General features: G+C 42.4%; 12 protein-coding genes. 10 read left to right on the top strand and 2 right to left on the bottom strand.

Annotated features, from left to right (window positions below; translation table 11 throughout):
• The first annotated feature begins 83 nt into the window (after positions 1 to 83).
• The 5 genes from guaB (at position 84) to QZZ43_RS00250 (ending at position 6,902) form a co-directional block, all read left to right on the top strand.
• Entirely contained in the window at positions 84 to 1,553 is a 1,470-nt protein-coding gene (gene guaB / locus QZZ43_RS00270; RefSeq protein WP_291854704.1) for an IMP dehydrogenase, read from the top strand.
• 404 nt (positions 1,554 to 1,957) lie between these two features.
• Positions 1,958 to 2,818 carry a hypothetical protein gene (locus QZZ43_RS00265; RefSeq protein WP_291854701.1) on the top strand — a complete coding sequence of 287 codons (861 nt, stop codon included), beginning with the start codon at positions 1,958 to 1,960 and terminating at the stop codon, positions 2,816 to 2,818.
• Positions 2,819 to 2,864: 46 nt separating this feature from the next.
• Entirely contained in the window at positions 2,865 to 4,226 is a 1,362-nt protein-coding gene (locus QZZ43_RS00260; RefSeq protein ID WP_291854698.1) for a peptidylprolyl isomerase, read from the top strand.
• Positions 4,227 to 4,231: 5 nt separating this feature from the next.
• The gene (locus tag QZZ43_RS00255; RefSeq protein WP_291854695.1) at positions 4,232 to 5,191 is read left to right on the top strand and encodes a carboxypeptidase-like regulatory domain-containing protein; all 960 of its coding nucleotides are present in this window, start codon (positions 4,232 to 4,234) and stop codon (positions 5,189 to 5,191) included.
• A 130-nt stretch (positions 5,192 to 5,321) separates the two neighbouring features.
• On the top strand, positions 5,322 to 6,902 hold the full coding sequence (locus QZZ43_RS00250; protein WP_291854692.1) for an OstA-like protein: 1,581 nt from the start codon (positions 5,322 to 5,324) through the stop codon (positions 6,900 to 6,902).
• Between the two features lie 134 nt (positions 6,903 to 7,036).
• Here QZZ43_RS00250 and QZZ43_RS00245 read toward each other — a convergent pair whose 3' ends face one another.
• Both QZZ43_RS00245 and QZZ43_RS00240 read right to left on the bottom strand, forming a co-directional pair.
• Entirely contained in the window at positions 7,037 to 7,258 is a 222-nt protein-coding gene (locus QZZ43_RS00245) for a DUF2795 domain-containing protein (RefSeq protein WP_291854690.1), read from the bottom strand.
• Between the two features lie 81 nt (positions 7,259 to 7,339).
• On the bottom strand, positions 7,340 to 7,900 hold the full coding sequence (locus QZZ43_RS00240; RefSeq protein ID WP_291854687.1) for a cob(I)yrinic acid a,c-diamide adenosyltransferase: 561 nt from the start codon (positions 7,898 to 7,900) through the stop codon (positions 7,340 to 7,342).
• 491 nt (positions 7,901 to 8,391) lie between these two features.
• Between QZZ43_RS00240 and QZZ43_RS00235 the strand changes: the two genes are divergently transcribed.
• From QZZ43_RS00235 to QZZ43_RS00215, 5 genes are all read left to right on the top strand, one after another.
• Complete coding sequence (locus tag QZZ43_RS00235) at positions 8,392 to 9,132, top strand: NUDIX domain-containing protein (RefSeq protein WP_291854685.1); 741 nt, start codon at positions 8,392 to 8,394, stop codon at positions 9,130 to 9,132.
• A gap of 67 nt (positions 9,133 to 9,199) precedes the next feature.
• Positions 9,200 to 10,813 carry an MFS transporter gene (locus tag QZZ43_RS00230; protein WP_291854682.1) on the top strand — a complete coding sequence of 538 codons (1,614 nt, stop codon included), beginning with the start codon at positions 9,200 to 9,202 and terminating at the stop codon, positions 10,811 to 10,813.
• A gap of 40 nt (positions 10,814 to 10,853) precedes the next feature.
• Positions 10,854 to 13,286 (top strand): glycosyl transferase, encoded by a 2,433-nt coding sequence (locus QZZ43_RS00225; RefSeq protein ID WP_291854679.1) that lies wholly within the window; start codon positions 10,854 to 10,856, stop codon positions 13,284 to 13,286.
• A gap of 379 nt (positions 13,287 to 13,665) precedes the next feature.
• On the top strand, positions 13,666 to 16,755 hold the full coding sequence (locus QZZ43_RS00220; RefSeq protein ID WP_291854676.1) for a TonB-dependent receptor: 3,090 nt from the start codon (positions 13,666 to 13,668) through the stop codon (positions 16,753 to 16,755).
• Positions 16,756 to 16,776: 21 nt separating this feature from the next.
• Positions 16,777 to 18,345, top strand: a complete 1,569-nt coding sequence (locus tag QZZ43_RS00215) for a RagB/SusD family nutrient uptake outer membrane protein (RefSeq protein WP_291854673.1) — start codon at positions 16,777 to 16,779, stop codon at positions 18,343 to 18,345.
• Positions 18,346 to 18,699: the final 354 nt, after the last annotated feature.

Here is an 18,699-nt window from a genome sequence, read left to right as displayed (position 1 = left end):
TAATCTATCGAATCGGTTCTGCAAAAGAAAAGAGAATTTCGTACCTTTGCCAAAATTTTTTTAAACCTAAAAAGCATCAGCTCATGTCATTTCTCAACGACAAAATCACATCCGATGGATTGACTTTTGATGACGTACTTCTGGTTCCTGCCTACTCGGAAGTATTGCCTCGAGAGGTGGACCTGTCCACTCGTTTTTCAAGGAATATTATATTGAATACGCCTATCGTGTCCGCATCCATGGATACCGTTACCGAATCGCAACTGGCCATTGCTATTGCCAGAGAAGGGGGGATTGGTGTGATTCATAAGAATATGACCATCGAAGAACAGGCGAAGCAGGTGGTGATTGTTAAAAGGGCCGAAAATGGAATGATTTACGACCCGGTCACCATCAAACGGGACAAAACCGTGGCAGATGCTCTTGAATTGATGAGTGAATACAAAATTGGGGGAATTCCTGTGGTGGATGATGGTGGATATCTGGTAGGGATTGTGACCAACCGGGATCTGCGTTTTGAAAAGAAATTTGACCGTGCCATTGCAGAAGTAATGACTTCAGAGAATTTGATTACTACTAATCAGACTACCGATCTCGAAAGCGCGGTTGATATTTTGCAGCGCCACAAAATTGAGAAGTTGCCTGTTGTTGACAATAATAATAAGCTGATAGGTCTGGTTACCTATAAAGATATTACCAAAGCCAAGGATAAACCCCTGGCTTGTAAAGATTCCAAAGGACGTTTGAGGGTTGCTGCCGGTGTAGGTGTTACTGCCGATACCTTTGAGCGCATTCAGGCTCTGGTGGATGCCAATGTGGATGCCATTGTTATTGACACTGCCCACGGGCATTCCAAAGGGGTTTTGAATACCCTGAGGGAGACCAAGAAGCGGTTTCCTGATTTGGAGGTGGTGGTAGGGAATATTGCCACAGCAGAAGCTGCTTTAGACCTGGTAAAAGCCGGGGCCGATGGCGTAAAAGTGGGCATCGGTCCGGGGTCTATTTGTACCACCCGGGTGATTGCGGGGGTGGGAGTGCCTCAATTGTCGGCCATTTATGATGTTCATAAAGCGCTGAAAGGAACCGGGGTTCCCTTGATTGCGGATGGCGGATTGCGCTACAGTGGCGATATTGTAAAAGCATTGGCTGCAGGGGCACACTCTGTGATGGCCGGTTCTTTGTTTGCCGGAGTTGAGGAATCTCCGGGAGAAACCATTATTTATAATGGCCGGAAGTTTAAGACATACCGGGGCATGGGATCCATAGAGGCCATGCAGAAAGGTTCGAAAGACCGCTATTTCCAGGATGTTGAAGACGATATTAAGAAGCTGGTTCCTGAAGGGATTTCTGCCCGGGTTCCCTATAAAGGAACTTTGTACGAGGTCATTTATCAGATGACAGGCGGACTTCGCGCCGGAATGGGATATTGTGGCGCAGGGAACATTGAAGGTTTACACGGAGCCAGATTTACCCGAATCACCAATGCAGGTGTGACGGAAAGTCATCCGCACGACGTAACCATTACCCGTGAAGCTCCCAATTATTCCCGTTAGTAATAATATTTATTTTTTATGAATTAGAAGCAGACCCGGATTAAGCGCTCCCGTTTTTCCGGGTTGTTTTTTTTAATGGTCTTTTAAATAAGTCTGAATGCCGAGAGGCAATGACGCAAAGTTTTTATTGTCAAAGAGTTGTACGATATAGGTTTTTGTTGCAACCAATTCGTTATCAGCTATCTGCAGGCCTATTGAGGCATGCTGTTGTTTTTTTGAAGTTCAAAATTTTGCTGTTGTTTGCCAGCCTGCAAACAAACCATTATTTTTGTGATACCTTGCAAAAATATTATTCTTTGTTTGAGTTGAACTCTGTTCGTTTTTTGTTAATTGCATTCAAAAGGCAGAAAGCATGATTTACTTGTTTGTATTTAATGTCTGAAAGTTTAAAGAAATATTAATTGATGAACACAAAAGCCCTTTTAATTATTCCCATTGCCGTTGTAATGACCGTTTTATTATTGACTTGCGAAGGTGCTGTGAAGGAGGGTGACAGCAAACCGGTTGTTAGAGTAGGAAGTGAAGTATTGAAAGAGGATGACCTAAATGAGGTGCTGCCCTCTGATATAAACAAAGAAGATAGTGCAGCCCTTGCAGATGAGTATATTAACCGCTGGGTGCGAAATAAATTGTTTTTGAATCAGGCAGAATCAAATTTAACAGATGAGGAAAAGGATGTCAGTCAAATGCTCGATGAATATCGTACTTCTTTATTAGTGAATAAATATCAGCAGAAAATGCTGGAGCAAAAATACTCTCCATTGCTCAACAAAGAAGAAATTGAACAATATTACAAGGAGATGCAAGACAATTTCAAGCTGCAGGAGAACATCATCAAAGGTTTGCTGATAAAAGTTCCACTGGATGCACCCGGGCAAAGCGATATCCGCCGGTGGTGCAGAACTGCTGACCCGGAGAGTCTTGTGGCACTGGAAAATTACAGTTTGCAAAATGCCAGAATGTACAATGTATTTCTGGATTCCTGGATACCGTTTCAGCGCATCAATGCCAATTTGCCCGAGCCAGTTCGAAATGAGGAACGGTTTTTGAAGTATAATCGTTATTATGAAACCACCGATAAACAGAGTCGGTATTTCTTACTGGTGACAGATTATGAGCTTATCGGGAGTACTGCTCCCCTTAGCTTTGTGGAGGAACGAATAAAAGCGATACTTTTGAATAAAAAACGAGGCGAATTTTTAAAGACTCTTGAAAAGGAACTTTATGAAGAAGCTCTCCAGAAGAAAACGATAAATTTCTATTAATAACCATTTTGGTGATTGTTCTTTTTTAATGAAAAAACTTTTTTACATGCAGATAAATATTCATCCCCGCAGAGTTACCTTTCTTTTTATTCTGATTTTTTCGACCTTAATGGTTCACGGACAGAAAAATGTTATCGACCAGGTTGTGGCTGTGGTGGGTGATGAGCCTGTGCTTCGTTCCGATATTGAGTTTCAGCATCAGCAAGCCTTGATGGAAGGGGTTGATTTTGCCGGTGATATGAAATGTCATATTCTGGAACAAATGATGGTGCAAAAGCTTCTTCTGGAACAAGCAAAAATAGATAGTGTCGAAGTAAGCGAAAACCAGGTCCTGATGACGGTTGACCGTCAGATTAACGAGTTTGTTAACCGGGCAGGCTCCAGGGAGAAGCTTGAAGAGTGGCTGAACAAGTCAATTCTGCGTATTAAAGAAGAACAGCGGGAGCTGGTGCGCAACCAGATGCTTACCCAGCAAATGCGTTCTGAGATCACCAAAGATATTGCTGTAACTCCAATGGAAATAAGGCGGTTTTTTAGAGAAACTTCCGAGGATAGTCTGCCTCGAATGCCAGCCCAGTTCGAATATCAGAAAATTGCCATCACCCCTCGTATTAGTCAGGATGAAATTGACCGCGTTAAAGGACGTTTGCGTGATTTTCAGCGTCAGGTACGCGAAGGACGCGATTTTGCAACCCTGGCTGTGCTGTATTCAGAAGACCCCAACAGTGCCGCACGTGGTGGCGAGTTGGGACTCACACCAAGAGCCAACCTTGTTCCCGAATTTTCGCAGGTGGCTTTTAATTTGAGAGAAAAGAATAAGGTTTCTAAAATTGTGGAAACCGAATTTGGATTCCATATCATGCAATTGGTCGAACGTCAGGGCGACCGTATCAATGTGCGTCATATTTTGCTAAAACCAAAACCATCATCAGAGGCTATTGTAGAAGCAAAGGAAGTTGCCGATTCTTTGGTGACCCTTATCCGCGCAGACAGTATCTCTTTCGAGGATGCGGCTTTACGTTTTTCTATGGATAAGGATACCCGGGCCAGTGGAGGTACAGTGATTAATCCGCAAACCCAATCTACCAAGTTTGAACTTCAGCAAATTCCTCCAACCATCGCTCGTGTGGTTGAAAACATGGAAGAAGGAGCCATTTCTGACCCTTTTATGATGAAAGATCAGCGTTTGGGAACGGACCAATATACTATTGTGCGTTTGCAGAAAAAAACTCCACCTCACCGTGCCAATATGGTTGATGATTATCAGACTATTAAGCGGATACTGGAAAACAAAAAACAGGAAGAAACATTTAATGACTGGATTAAAAGGAAGCAGCGCGAGACTTATATTTCTATCTCGGGCGAATGGAGAAATTGTGATTTTGAGTTTGAAGGCTGGCTAAAATAATGGTGATGAGAAAGGGTGCATTGAACAGGGGGTTTATTTTGGTTTTCGGACTTCTGCTGGTCAGCAGTTGTGCCAGAGAAGCCTATAATATTTCCTGGGAGGGCGTTGTGGTTGATCAAAGCAGCGGTCAACCGGTTCAGAACGCCCGAATTCTTGCTACTTCCTCCTATCAGGCCAATATTGATGAAACCGGAAGCCAGAAGAACTATACCGTCAGCGATGAAAACGGGCAGTTTAGTATAGCTTTCCGTCGTGGATTCGGCATTACCGTGCGCACCAGTGCATCCGGTTTCCTGAGTGGCCTTGATTATAAAGTGGTGAAAAAGCCTGATATCCGGGACACCATCTTTTTATCTCCCTATCCTTTCGATGCCAGTCTTGTTGTTCGCAAAATCGATGAAACTTCTTTTGCTTCCTCTGTTCCTTTTATCAGGGAAAAGCATGTGATTGATGGTGGCTTTTCCGGCTCGGAAAAGATAACAAAATGGGGGTTCGATTTTCTGACAGGGATCAATACCCTGAACCTCGACAGTGCAGACGTATGGATTGAGATTAACCAAAAATCAGGAAAAATTGTGTTGAATGCCTCCGAAAAGGGAGGGATTTATCCGGTTGTGAAAACAGATCCCGGTGATTTTGTGATGAATGTTACCAAAGCACCTGAATCAGGTTATCTTAAAAGTTATGTTTTTGCGGGTGATGAGGCCGGTTTTTTTATCCTTTGCAGGAACGGGGTACATGTGGCAAAAATGATTCCGGAAGACAAAATTTGCATTCTTTCATACTGGAATTCTGATGGGAGCAGGGTAAAAGAGACGGGTATCCGTTTTGATTATTTGTTTCAACCCAATCTTCAAAATCGTTTGTATTTTCCGGTGTCTGCATCTGCTGACGGGGTGGAGTTCTCCGATGAAACGGTTCCGCGGAGCCTGAAAAGTGAATGTGATGACATTGATAGTAACTGATTTTTGTATCTTTTATTTCCTTTCCTCAAAATTTATTAAATGAGCCTGGAGGTGTGATTTCTCAAATTCCACAAATTATTTAAAGGGGTTTAGAGTTGCACACGACCTTAATAAACAAATTCTGATAGGTATGAATTTTCTGAAGGCAATAATTCTTCTTTTAGTGACTTTTACCGGGTCTCAAATAGCTTTTTCGCAGGAGGAACAGAGAGGAAAGGGAACGATTCTAATTGAATACGCCGATTTCCTTGAGGGTGCCGAAAAGAGGCTGGGAAAAAATGTCCAGGCCCTAAAGGGAAATGTAAAAATGCGTCATCACAATACCATCATGTTTTGCGACAGTGCCATCATTTTTAGAGATTCCAATAAAGTTGAAGCTTTCGGATCTATTCACGTTATTCAGAATGACACCATCAATTTGTATGGAGATAAACTGTTTTATGACGGTGATGAGGAAATGGCCCAGGTGCGTGAGAATGTTCGCCTTGTTAATAAAAAGGTGGTGCTGACCACCAATCACCTTGATTATGACCGTCGGGATGATGTGGCTTACTATTTTAACGGGGGGAAGATTGTTGATGAAAGCAATGAGCTGGTTAGTTCACTTGGATTTTATTATCCGCGAACAGGAGAAGTGAATTTTAAAGACAGTGTGGTGCTTACCAATCCCGATTACCTTATATACAGCGATACGCTAAAATATTATACCAGAACAGAAGTTGTAGAAATTCTGGGTCCTACCGATATTGTGAGTGATCAGAATACCATCTATTCCGAGCTGGGATTTTATGATACCAAAAAGGATGAGGCCCGTTTGTTGAAAAATAATTACATCGATGGAGGAGAGCAGACTCTGAGAGGGGATACCATTTATTATGACCGCAAAAACGGTTTTGGAGAGGTATTCTCTTCCATGGAACTTGAGGACACTGCCAACAATGTGATTATCACCGGGAATTATGGCTTTTACAATGAATTAAGTGAACGTGCCATGGCTACGCGCCGTGCGGTTCTAAAGCAGGTTTACGGTACCGATACGCTCTTTCTTCATGCTGATACACTTCGTGCCGATCCGGTGGATGATGATCCCGAAAATAAAATTGTCAGGGCTTTTCATCATGTGCAGTTTTACAGATATGATTTACAAGGGCGTTGTGATTCCATGGTTTACAACTTTCGCGACAGTACCAATACTTTTTACCACGAACCGGTTATCTGGGCCCAGGGCAATCAAATGACGGCGGGAACCATTAAACTCTTTACCCGGAACCGGGCCCTCTACAAAGCCGAGATGATTGATAATGCATTTCTTATTGCACCCGAAGATACGATGCACTACAATCAGATTAAGGGAAAACTGATGACGGGTTTCTTTAGAGACAATCAATTGTTTAAGATAGATGTTGACGGAAACGGGCAGACCATTTATTATCCTAAGGATCGCGAATATGTAATTGGCGTGAACCGGGCCGAAAGCAGTAATCTGACTATCTTTCTTGAAAACAGAAAAGTGGATACCATTGTTTTGCGAAACCAGCCATCAGGCAATATGAACCCTCCCCTGATTTTGGCTCCCGAGGCTACAAAACTTGACGGGTTCGCATGGCTGGAAGAATACAGACCCAAAGATTATGAATCTATCTTTAATTTTAAAAAGATGGAGCTTGATGTGAAACGTAACGATTACAGCGGGTATCAATTTGATCAATAACCGGTGCTCAGAATGGAAGTTTTATAAAAAATGAAAGCCCGATTTGTTTTTACAAATGCAGGCAGCAAAAAAATACAAGGGGTAAGAAAAATGAACCCCTTGTTTTGTTTTTTCATCTCTGAAAGATGAACCGACTAGTATTCATCTTCGTTAAAGAAGAAATCGTCCTTACTTGGATAATCCGGCCAGATATCTTCAATACTATCATATACCTCACCTTCATCCTCAATTTCCTGAAGGTTTTCGATTACTTCAAGTGGCGCCCCTGATCGAATTGCAAAATCGATTAATTCATCCTTCGTTGCAGGCCACGGCGCATCCTCTAATTTAGAAGCTAATTCAAGAGTCCAATACATATCGATAACAGTTTAACTCTTAATAATATTTTGTTTTTTATTATTGCTGATTTTCTGCGAAATTAGAAAAAAAAAACAATCTTACAACTTTGGGCTCCATGTAATTTCACTGTTATCGTAAAAATTGGATAAATATCTGGCTAACACGAAGAAATAATCCGACAATCTGTTAAGGTATCTGATGACCCAGTTGGCCACTTCTGTTTTTTTAGCCATCTCATTGACACGCCTTTCCGCTCGTCGACACACCGTACGTGCGATGTGTGCATAGGAGGCAGCCGGATGACCACCTGGCAAAATAAAATTTTTCAGGGGCGGAAGCGATTCTTCCATTTTGTCCATCTCTGTTTCCAACAACTCTATTTCCGATTCATCCTGATTCAGTTTTGTCCTCAAATCCGAAATATTGTCGTCTGTGGCAAGATAGGCTCCAATCATGAATAATTGGTTCTGGATGTGGAGGATCGTCTGATTGACTGCTTCCTCGTTGGGCCAGGAGCGAATCATCCCGATGTAGGCATTCAGCTCATCTACCGTTCCGTATGCTTCCAGTCGGTAGTGGTGTTTGTCAACCCGTGTGCCGCCTATCAGGCTGGTTTTTCCTTTGTCTCCTGTTTTTGTATAAATCTGACTTTTCGCCATTTTTCTTATCGTTTTTGTTAAGACAACAAAAATATTTCTTTAAGGTTGACCCTTACCCTGCTTTTCAGCCAAACCTATATCCTTATATGGTTTAATTTCGAATTATTACCTGTGCAATTGCTGCTGACTACCAATCAAATTCTAAATCCAAGCCCTGTGTATCAGGGTTCAGAATGTGATTATTGTCATTTATATGGGGATTTTGCGACAAAAATGTATTTAGAATAAATCTAAATTGGAAGAATTGTCTTTAATTGCGTATTCCCTGAACGTACGAATTTTCAATACATCTAAGTGTTGAAGTTACAATAAATATATTTTAAGAAATTAAAATATATTTTTTACTCTTTGCATTTTAAGGATTCCTTTTTAATTTAGCCACGCGAAATCAAAGTGTTTTATTAACACTTAACAAAGTTGATATTTTGTAAAGGTGAAATTCAAAACACAAATATAATTTCATTTTTTTAATTTCTAACCTTCGGGAATATATGGTTAAAAAGCGACTTAATAATACGATATCTGTAGACTGTGTGATATTTGGATTTGACTTCGAGAAACTTAATGTTTTATTGGTTGATCGTGTTTTGATCGATGACAAAACCGGTGAAGAGTTATTTTCAGATTTAACCCTGACAGGTAACCATATCTTTGAAAATGAAAGTCTGGAGGGTGCTGCAGCACGCATTCTTTTTGACCTCACCGGATTGGAAAATATATATTTGAAGCAATTTGGTGCTTTTTGCGATCCCGAACGTTTAATGAACCCCAACGATCAGGCCTGGTTAAAGGCCAGCGGCAGGGATCCTCAAAGTCGCATTATTTCTGTTGGTTACTACTCCCTTTTGGCTACTGAGAAAGTCACCCTAAAATGGAAGGGTAGAAATGTTAAATGGTATCCTGTTTCAGAGGTTTCAGAATTGGCATTTGATCACTACTCTATTTTTCAATCGGCGCTGGAAGCCCTTCGACGTGAGTTGCTTTATGAGCCCATTGGATTTGAATTGCTTCCTGATAAGTTCACCTTGTCACAGCTTCAGAAGCTTTATGAAGTTGTTCTGGGTGTTGAACTGGATAAAAGGAATTTCCGGAAAAAAGTGAGCCGGATGAAATATCTTATTCCCCTGGATGAGAAACAAAAAGGTGTGGCGCATAAACCGGCCCGTTTGTATATGTTTAGCCGGGAGGTTTATGAAAGAACTCGGAAAGATGTCTTTGACTTTAATATTTGAAAAAGTACGGGTCGCTGAATTGGTAGTTCGGCAGGAATCTTAACTAAACTAAAAGAATAAAAGGATCATGTCAGATATTATTCAAAAATTGAGTTTTAAAGAAAAGGTTGGTTACGCATTGGGTGATGGAGCTGCCAATATTGCCTGGAGGGGTGTTGCCACTTTTCTAATTGTTTTTTACACTGATGTTTTTGGAATGAATCCTGCCGCGGTAGGACTTTTGATGTTGATCGCCCGCTCAAGCGATGGTTTGAGTGACGTATTGATGGGGATTGTAGGGGACAGGACAAAATCCAAATACGGAAAGTTCAGACCTTGGATATTATGGACCGCCGTTCCTCTGGGTGTTATTCTTTCCATGTTGTTTACCACTCCCGATTTAGGGCCGACAGGTAAAATTGTTTATGCTTATTCCACCTATATTTTATTTACTCTGATTTATACTGCCAATAACGTGCCTTACGGTGCGTTGATGGCAGTAATGACTGGTGATGACAAGGAGCGGACAAGTATCGGCTCTTACCGCATGGTTGGTGCATTTGCGGGTGGAATGCTGGTGCAGGGAGCGTTACTCCTGTTGGTAGCACACTTTGGGAATATCAATCCATCTATTGACATTGCCCGGTTAGATGCGCAAAAATATGAGGTGGTTGTTTCAACTCCTAATGATGTGGAGAATGTTAACATCAAAACCGAAGATGAGGTTGCCCTCTTCAGTTGGATGGATGCAACTATGGCTGATAGCGTCAATGTTCCTACCAAGGGGAAAAGTTTTTCCATGGAAGCCAATAAAGAATATGGTTTTATTGTGGAAGGGGAACCGGAACTTGATGCTTCCAAAATCAGAATTATTGATCAGAAACAGGGATACAGCAAATCTATTTATCTGATGTCCATTGTATTGGTGATTTCTCTTTTTATCACCTTTGCAGCCACTAAAGAGCGGGTTTTACCCCCTAAAACACAGAAAACAGATTTGGGAAAAGATCTGAAGGACCTGGTCAGGAATCGTCCCTGGTTGATATTATTGATTATCGGGTTGTTGTTTAACATTTACAACTCCATGAAACAGGGAATCACTGTTATTTACTTTACCCATTATCTGCATAATCAGTTGCTGGCAGGCTCGTATATGGTGATGCTGATGATTGCTTCCATTCTTGGGGCGATGGCCACGTCTCCACTTGGACGACGACTAGGAAAGCGCAGGCTTTTTATCTATGCCTTGTTGTTTAGCGGTGGAGTAAACGCATTGCTTGCATTTTGCGGGCCCGAAGATACAACGGCTATTTTCACCATTGGGATAATCTCAGAATTTGGGGCAGCCATTTTCCCAACCCTGTTTTTTGCCATGCTTGGGGATGCTGCTGACTATTCGGAGTATAAAAACGGACGTCGTGCAACCGGTCTTGTTTATTCTGCCGGTTCGTTTGCTACAAAATTTGGTGGTGGCCTTGCCGGTGCCATTATTGGGGCAGTCCTGGCCTTCTTCCATTATGATGGTCAGGATGCGGTCGCTATTCAGGGTGCTGTTCCCGGAATTATAATGCTGATGAGTTGGATCCCTGCGGTGATAGCTGGATTTGCTGCTGTGCTAATGCAATTCTATCCCTTGGATCAGGATGCTCTTGATAAGATCACTACTGAACTAAATGAACGTAGATCGGCAGAACTAGCGTAAGAAAATACATTGACTAATAAATACTTTTACTAAGAACATTATGAAGTTTGGATTTTTTGATGATGAGCGGAGAGAATATGTAATCAATACTCCCGAAACACCCTGGCCCTGGATCAATTATTTGGGGAATGAAGATTTCTTTTCGCTGGTTTCCAACACAGCAGGAGGATACTCTTTTTACAAGGATGCAAAGTTTCGGAGGCTGACACGCTACCGTTACAACAACGTGCCGATGGACAATGGTGGTCGTTACTTTTATATCAATGAAGGGGGAACAGTTTGGTCACCGGGGTGGAAGCCTGTAAAAACCCCACTAGATAATTATGAATGTCGTCATGGACTGAGCTATACCAAGATTACGGGTGAAAAAGACGGTTTGGAAGCCGAAGTGTTGTTATTTGTGCCGTTGAAATCGTGGTGTGAAGTGCAAAAAATGAAACTCACCAACAAATCCGGACAAAAGAGGAGCTTTAAGTTATTCTCTTTTCAGGAATGGTGCTTGTGGAATGCAGAAGATGATCAAAATAATCTGCAACGCAACCTAAACACCGGCGAGGTTGAAATTGACGGTTCCACGCTTTATCATAAAACTGAGTATAAGGAACGGCGAAATCATTATGCATTTTATCATGTTAATGAGCCGGTGCAGGGTTTCGATACCGACAGAGAAAGTTTCGTAGGGCTTTACAATGAATTCTCGGGGCCTCGGGCTGTGCTTGAAGGAAAACCCGGAAATTCAGTCGCACACGGTTGGTCTCCAATTGCATCACACTATTTTGAGATTGAACTGGAGCCGGGAGAAACCAAAGAGATGGTATTCCTGTTGGGATATATTGAAAATCCGGAGGATGAAAAGTGGGAAGCTAAGAATGTAATCAATAAAAAGCCTGCAAAAGCAGCCATCAGCAGGTTTGATTCTGTTGAAAAGGTGAATGCCGCTTTTGACGACTTAAGAAAATACTGGGACAACCTGCTGGATGGGTTTGTGCTGGATAGTGGAGATGAGAAACTGGACAGAATGGTGAACATCTGGAACCAGTACCAGTGTATGGTTACCTTCAATATGTCGCGATCGGCTTCTTTTTTTGAAGTGGGTATTGGTCGTGGAATGGGCTTTCGTGATTCCAATCAGGATTTGATAGGTTTTGTGCACCAGATTCCTGAACGGGCCAAAGAGCGCATCATAGATATTGCATCAACTCAGTTTGAGGACGGAGGTGCATATCATCAGTATCAACCCCTCACAAAGCGTGGCAATGATGCCATTGGCGGAAACTTTAATGATGACCCCCTATGGCTGATTCTTTCTACTGCTGAGTATATCAAAGAGACAGGCGACTACGGTATTTTGGATGAAATGGTGCCTTTTGACAATGATATGTCGGTGGCTAAAAGTCATTTTGAACACCTGAAGCTTTCTTTCTATCATGTGGTAAACAATCTGGGACCTCACGGTTTGCCGCTTATTGGAAGGGCTGACTGGAATGACTGTCTCAATCTGAACTGTTTCTCCAACAACCCCAATGAGTCGTTTCAGACCACCGAGAATAAGTCGGGAGGTACTGCCGAATCGATTATGATTGCCGGCTTGTTTGTTGTCTATGGAAAGGAATATTCAAAGCTTTGCCGCCAGATTGGAAAAAGTGAAGAAGCCAATGACGCTGACAAGCATGTGGATAGTATGGTGGAAGCCATAAAAAAACACGGCTGGGATGGTGAATGGTATCTGAGAGCTTACGATTTTTATGGCAAAAAAGTGGGAGGCAACGAGAATGAGGAAGGTAAAATATTTATTGAATCTCAGGGCTGGTGCTCTATGGCTGAAGTAGGTAAAGAGGAGGGCATGGTTGAAAAGGCTTTGGATTCAGTAAAAGAGAAACTCGACTCAAAATATGGCATTGTATTGAATAATCCAGCTTTTACAAAATATGTGATTGAGTACGGTGAGATATCTACTTATCCTGCCGGATACAAGGAGAATGCAGGGATTTTTTGCCACAACAATCCCTGGATAATGATTGGTGAAACCAATATTGGTCGTGGTGAAAGAGCCTGGGAGTATTACAAGAAAATTTGTCCTGCTTATCTGGAAGATATTTCTGATTTGCACCGCACAGAACCCTATGTATATGCCCAGATGGTTGCCGGCAAAGATGCGGCAAAACCCGGAGAAGCAAAAAACAGCTGGCTCACCGGAACTGCAGCATGGAATTATTACGCCATTACCCGCTATATTTTAGGAATTCGTCCCGATTATGACGGATTAGTGGTTGATCCATGTATCCCGGCCTACTGGAAAGGTTTTTCTGTAAAAAGAAGACTGAGAGGTACCACTTTTAATATTAAAGTTCAAAACACCAATGCAGTGAGTAAAGGTGTTGCGCGCATGACTGTTGACGGGAAGGAAATTAAAGGAAATGTGGTTTCTGTTTTCGATGGGAAAGAGCATGATGTTCAGGTGGAAATGGGATAAAAATCAATGAAACGAGTATGGCAATGATTACCTCACAAGAGAATGTAACCAATCGACCATGCGGGTTCCATCAGACCAATAACTTAGATGAATTATTTACTGATGAAATTCCTGTTAGTATGAATGCCTATTGATTTATTTGCATTGAGGAAATAACACTGCAACGAATTGATAACATTTGTCTTTTTTTGTTAATAAAACATTACCTTGCTTTGAATTTTTCTACATTCAAGGACTCGGATATAAAAACAGATTAGAAAAAGCTTATGAGATAATTTTTTAATAAAAAAGGGATGTCATTCGGAAAAATTGGCGTTGGACCGAATAACACCCCGTGATTAGTTCTAACTATTGTTAAAACCTGTAAAACGGCAAATTTATGAAAATGATCCGATCTTTTTTAGAAGGCGACCTGTTAAAAAAGGTCAAATCCGGTGGTAGAAAGATACTTACCGGTATTGCGATCGCTCTAGTAGCGACATTTCTAAGTGCCTCCGTCGCGTTGGCACAAGATGCTAAAACGGTCAACGGTACGGTGACCGATACTCAAAATGGTCCCCTCCCCGGAGTGAACGTAGTTATCAAAGGTACCATGCAAGGTACCATTACCGATGTGGATGGTAATTACCAACTCCAGGCTACAGGGGAAGATGTTCTTCAATTCAGCTTTATTGGCTTTACCACCAAAGAGGTTCTTGTTGGCGATCAGACCACCATTAATGTTTCACTCGAGGACCAATTTACTGACCTTGATGAAGTGATTGTGGTTGGTTACGGTGTAAAACAGAAATCTTTGGTTACCGGTGCCATCTCCAGTGTTAGTGCTGAAGATCTGGAAAATACTTCCAACAGCAGGGTCGAGCAGGCCTTGCAGGGACGTACAGCTGGTGTTACTGTTCTGCCCTCTTCCGGGTCTCCCGGAGCAGGCGCAAAGGTAAGAATTAGGGGTGTCGGTTCCAATGAACAAGCTGAACCGCTTTACATTGTGGATGGTATGAAAGTGGGGAGTATTGATAACATTGCTCCCGGTGATATTGAATCCATTGAGGTGCTCAAAGATGCTGCTTCTTCTGCCATTTATGGTTCGGAGGGTGGTAATGGTGTAGTGCTAATTTCTACCAAAACCGGTAAGAAAGGTGCTGCTCAGGTATCTTACAATTTCCAGTACGGAATTCAGAGTGTGAAGACCAATATGGAACTGATGAATGCTCAGGAGTATTCACAATTCATGCAGGAAGCGGAGGAGGATATCACTGTTCCTTCAAATGTTGGTGCCGGAACTGATTGGTTGGATGAGATTTTTGAAGAGGCTCCCATGCAAAGTCATCACCTGAATTTTTCGGGTGGCGGTGAGAAATCCAACTATCTGGCATCAGTGTCCTACAATCAGCAGGATGGTGTTGTTGGCGGAGATAAGGCTTCCTATGAGCGCCTGACTTTTCGATTTAATGCTTCCTTCGATATCAAGGACTGGCTGGAAGTTGGAAATACCTTGTCATTCTCGCACGCAAACCGAAAAACGGTGGGAGAGGATGATGAATACCGTGGTGTGTTAAACAATGCATTGCTGATGGATCCAACTACTCCGGTTGCTTATGCTCCTGGACAAGAAACCGACAGAGAAAGAGCAGCTCTTGCAGATGGTCAGACTTTGCTTACCGACGAGAATGGTGGCTATTATGCCCTGGCAGTAAATGCTACGGGAGAAATTGCGAATCCAGTTGCACGTTTGGAAACGTACAATAATAAGAATACAAACGACCAGTTGATGGGTACCATATATGCCAATCTTAAGCCGGTTGATGGATTGACCATCACTTCTCGTTTAGGACTTGATTTGTCATATAATCAATACCACAACTGGAATAACAAACATTATTTTTCAGCTGAAAGTACTAATTCAACCAATACGATCACAGATGATCTGGATAAGTATTTCAACTGGTTGTGGGAGAATTTTGCCTCTTATAATTTAAAAGCAAATGACCATGATTTTACTTTCCTTTTAGGTTATTCTGCCGAGAGGAGGTTGCATCCCAATTGGAGTCTTTCTTCAAGTCCAATGGCCAAAGAGGGTGATCGCTTTGCGTATCATTCCCACACTACATCCAGAGCGAATGATCTGGTAGGTGGTGATTTGCAGGAGGAAACTATGACTTCTGTTTTTGGAAGATTTTCTTACAGTTACCTGAGTAAGTATCTGTTGGAAGCTTCTCTTCGTCGAGATGCTTCCAGCTTGTTTCCTGTAAATAAGGAAGAGGCTTATTTCCCTGCAGTTTCAGCCGGTTGGGTGGTTTCGGAAGAAGAATTCTGGAATGATTCATTTGTGGATTTTTTGAAACTGCGCTTCAGTTGGGGACAGAATGGTAGTACTTCCATTCTTACCGGGACTGCCGGTCAGGAGTTTTGGACTGTTTCCGGAATTTATTATCCCAACCCCTCTGAGACAGGTTATGTGTCGGGTGCCCAGATTGAGCAATTGGTCAATGAAGATTTGACCTGGGAACGTTCAGAACAGATTTCTATTGGTGCAGACATGCGATTCCTGAATCAGAGGCTTAGCTTTTCAGCGGATTACTATGATAAGCAAACCAGAGACCTTATTGTGGTGGGCCCATTCCCGCCATCAACCGGAAATGATCCCCCATTTGTAAACGGAGGTGATGTTTCCAATTCCGGGCTGGAACTGGAACTTGGCTACAATGAGCAGTTTGGTGATTTTAATTTTGGCGCCAGTGTAAATGTTTCAACGCTTAAAAATGAAGTGACACGCCTTGGTCAGGATGCTCCTATTGCTGGTGCAAATGTTCGCGGTTATGACATTACCTGGTTTCAGGAAGGTGAACCTCTCTGGTATTTTAATGGGTACAAGACAGATGGCATTAATGAAGATACAGGAATGCCAAATATTGTGGATGTAAATAAAGATGGGAGTATTACTGCGGCGGACCAGACAAAACTGGGCGATCCTCATCCCGATCTTCTTTATGGAGCAGCGCTTAACCTTGAGTATAAGGGAGTTGATTTTAGGCTGTTTCTTCAGGGGTCTAAAGGCAATGAAATTTATACTGCCTGGTATCGCCCCGACCGCCCCAGATCCAATAAGCCCAAATATTTCTTTACCGATCGGTGGACTCCATCTCAAACCAACGCCTCTATGCCACGGGCTCCCCGAGCAGGTATTGACAATGAAGAGTATATTTATCGAAGCGACCTGATGGTGCAGGATGGTTCTTATATGAGAATCAAGCAAATTCAACTTGGCTATTCCTTGCCACAGTCTGTTATCGGACAACTTGGACTGAGTAAAACCAGAGTGTTTGTTTCACTCGATGACTATTTTACGTTTACCGACTATGAAGGCCTGGATCCTGAAGCAGGAAGTGCCAACACACGAAGCCAGGGGGTAGACCGTGGTGTTTATCCAATTCCGCGTAAAGTGTTGTTTGGTTTGTCAGTTAATTTTTAATTGTCTTAAATTCTGATAACTATGAAACGAAATAGAATATTTTTATTAATGATTCCGGCGCTTCTTTTGGTTCTGACGCCGGCGTGTAAAGACGAATTTCTGGAGGTTGATCCTGCAGGAAAGTTGTCAAGTGAAGTGTTTCCCCAAACAGATGAGGAAATTTACTCTGCAATTATTGGTGGTTACGCCAAAATGCAATGGAACTATGGTCGTGACTGGCAAAGTGCATTTGTTGCCAAGGTTCTGGCCGGTGATGACGCAAACGCTGCAGGCGGTGGCTCTGGGGACCAGACTCCCTATCAAAATATTGATGATTTTGTGAACGAGTCTGACAATCCGGTAACCTCTGCTATTTGGGAGGGATTCTATCATACGGTTAATCACTCCAATACAATTATTGAACGGGTAGAACCCAGCAATGCGCTTAGAGAACGTGTGATAGCAGAAGCCAAAGCTATGCGGGCATGGAGTTATTTGGAGTTGGTTTCTCTATATGGAGATGTCCCCTTTTATACAGTAAACCCAACGAATGCAGCAGATTATCATAAACCGCGCACGCCGAAGGCGGACATTTATGCTCAAATTGAAACCGACTTGAAAGATGCCATGGCCGTGCTGCCCTTAAAGTCGGAATTGGAAGAGAATGAGCTGTTTCGTATTTCCAAAGGTGCTGCTCAGGCAATGCTTGGTAAAGCTTATCTTTATCAGGAAAAATGGGACCTGGCTCATGTGGAGTTTCAAAAGTTAATTGATTCACCTGATTATGAGTTGGAAGAGAACTTTTCGGATGTCTGGAAAAGGGTTTCTGAGTATGGAGATGAGTCTGTTTTTGAGATTGCCTATACCTCTCATGAAGGGTACGATTGGGGAACTTTTGCCTGGGGCGGACTTGATGAATCAAACATACATATTCAGCTGATGGGGCCTCGTGCGCCTTTCTTCTCAAATCTGGATGTATTGGGAATTATTCCAGGTTGGGGATTTAACCTGCCAACTGCAAAGATTGGAAATGCTTTTGCTGATGCGGGTGATAATGGACCACGCTATCAGGCATCACTTATGAGTGAAGCGGAATTTTTAGCAGCTGGCGGCTCCATAGTGGCAGATACTGACGATGAGGGTAATCAGGTTCCTGCCTGGGATTATGAGAAATATCTTCGCCTGAAGTATGCTACTTACGCTTCGGAAACCAATACCGCAGATGGTGTTGTTGCCGAGTTGAACTACACAACTAACTGGCGTCTCATTCGCTATGCTGATGTATTGTTGATGGCTGCTGAAGCCTACAACGAAGACGGAGACCCCGGAACAGCCATTGGATATGTGAATGAGGTTCGAGAACGTGCTGAACTTCCGCTTTTGTCCGGTTTGGGACAAGGTGACTTAAGGGAAGCGATTAAGCTGGAACGCCAGCTTGAGCTGGCATTTGAAGGGGCCCGCTATACCGACCTGGTCCGTTGGGGCGATGCTGCTGAGGAATTGGCAGGTGATGGATTCCAGACTGGAAGAAATGAACTATGGCCCATTCCTTTGACAGAAATTTCAGCTAATAATGAAATAGAACAGGAAGATCAGAATCCCGGTTACTAACCTTTCACTATAAGAACTAGCCTATATGAAAACAGGGCCGGCTGAGCAATCAGCCGGCTTTTTTTTGTTGGGTCATCACGAATATGTGTACTTAATAGACCATTTTGACAAGGATTTATTTGAAATATTTCAAAGTATAATTGCTTCGCAATTATTTTGAGAATCCACAAATTTCAAAGCTTTGTTACAGCTTTTATTTAACGGTGGTGCCGTTTTAAGTTACACCAACTGTGTGACAAAATTCGTATAATTCGTGGACAAAAGAATATGAAATGGCTTAAGCCTTTTTTATGTTCATTAATTATGTGATGATTTTTTTCAGGGATGCATTATTATGATGATCTTTTTTATTTA

The organism is Marinilabilia sp., from assembly GCF_016278715.1.
Taxonomy (GTDB): Bacteria; Bacteroidota; Bacteroidia; order Bacteroidales; family Marinilabiliaceae; genus Marinilabilia.
Note: the sequence above shows the minus strand (reverse complement) of the source record. Positions and strands in the feature narration are given on the sequence as shown.

Coding starts and splice junctions, on each gene's coding strand:
- guaB (WP_291854704.1), top strand. CDS start 84: ATGTCATTTCTCAACGACAAAATCACATCCGATGGATTGACTTTTGAT.
- QZZ43_RS00265 (WP_291854701.1), top strand. CDS start 1,958: ATGAACACAAAAGCCCTTTTAATTATTCCCATTGCCGTTGTAATGACC.
- QZZ43_RS00260 (WP_291854698.1), top strand. CDS start 2,865: ATGCAGATAAATATTCATCCCCGCAGAGTTACCTTTCTTTTTATTCTG.
- QZZ43_RS00255 (WP_291854695.1), top strand. CDS start 4,232: ATGAGAAAGGGTGCATTGAACAGGGGGTTTATTTTGGTTTTCGGACTT.
- QZZ43_RS00250 (WP_291854692.1), top strand. CDS start 5,322: ATGAATTTTCTGAAGGCAATAATTCTTCTTTTAGTGACTTTTACCGGG.
- QZZ43_RS00245 (WP_291854690.1), bottom strand. CDS start 7,258: ATGTATTGGACTCTTGAATTAGCTTCTAAATTAGAGGATGCGCCGTGG.
- QZZ43_RS00240 (WP_291854687.1), bottom strand. CDS start 7,900: ATGGCGAAAAGTCAGATTTATACAAAAACAGGAGACAAAGGAAAAACC.
- QZZ43_RS00235 (WP_291854685.1), top strand. CDS start 8,392: ATGGTTAAAAAGCGACTTAATAATACGATATCTGTAGACTGTGTGATA.
- QZZ43_RS00230 (WP_291854682.1), top strand. CDS start 9,200: ATGTCAGATATTATTCAAAAATTGAGTTTTAAAGAAAAGGTTGGTTAC.
- QZZ43_RS00225 (WP_291854679.1), top strand. CDS start 10,854: ATGAAGTTTGGATTTTTTGATGATGAGCGGAGAGAATATGTAATCAAT.
- QZZ43_RS00220 (WP_291854676.1), top strand. CDS start 13,666: ATGAAAATGATCCGATCTTTTTTAGAAGGCGACCTGTTAAAAAAGGTC.
- QZZ43_RS00215 (WP_291854673.1), top strand. CDS start 16,777: ATGAAACGAAATAGAATATTTTTATTAATGATTCCGGCGCTTCTTTTG.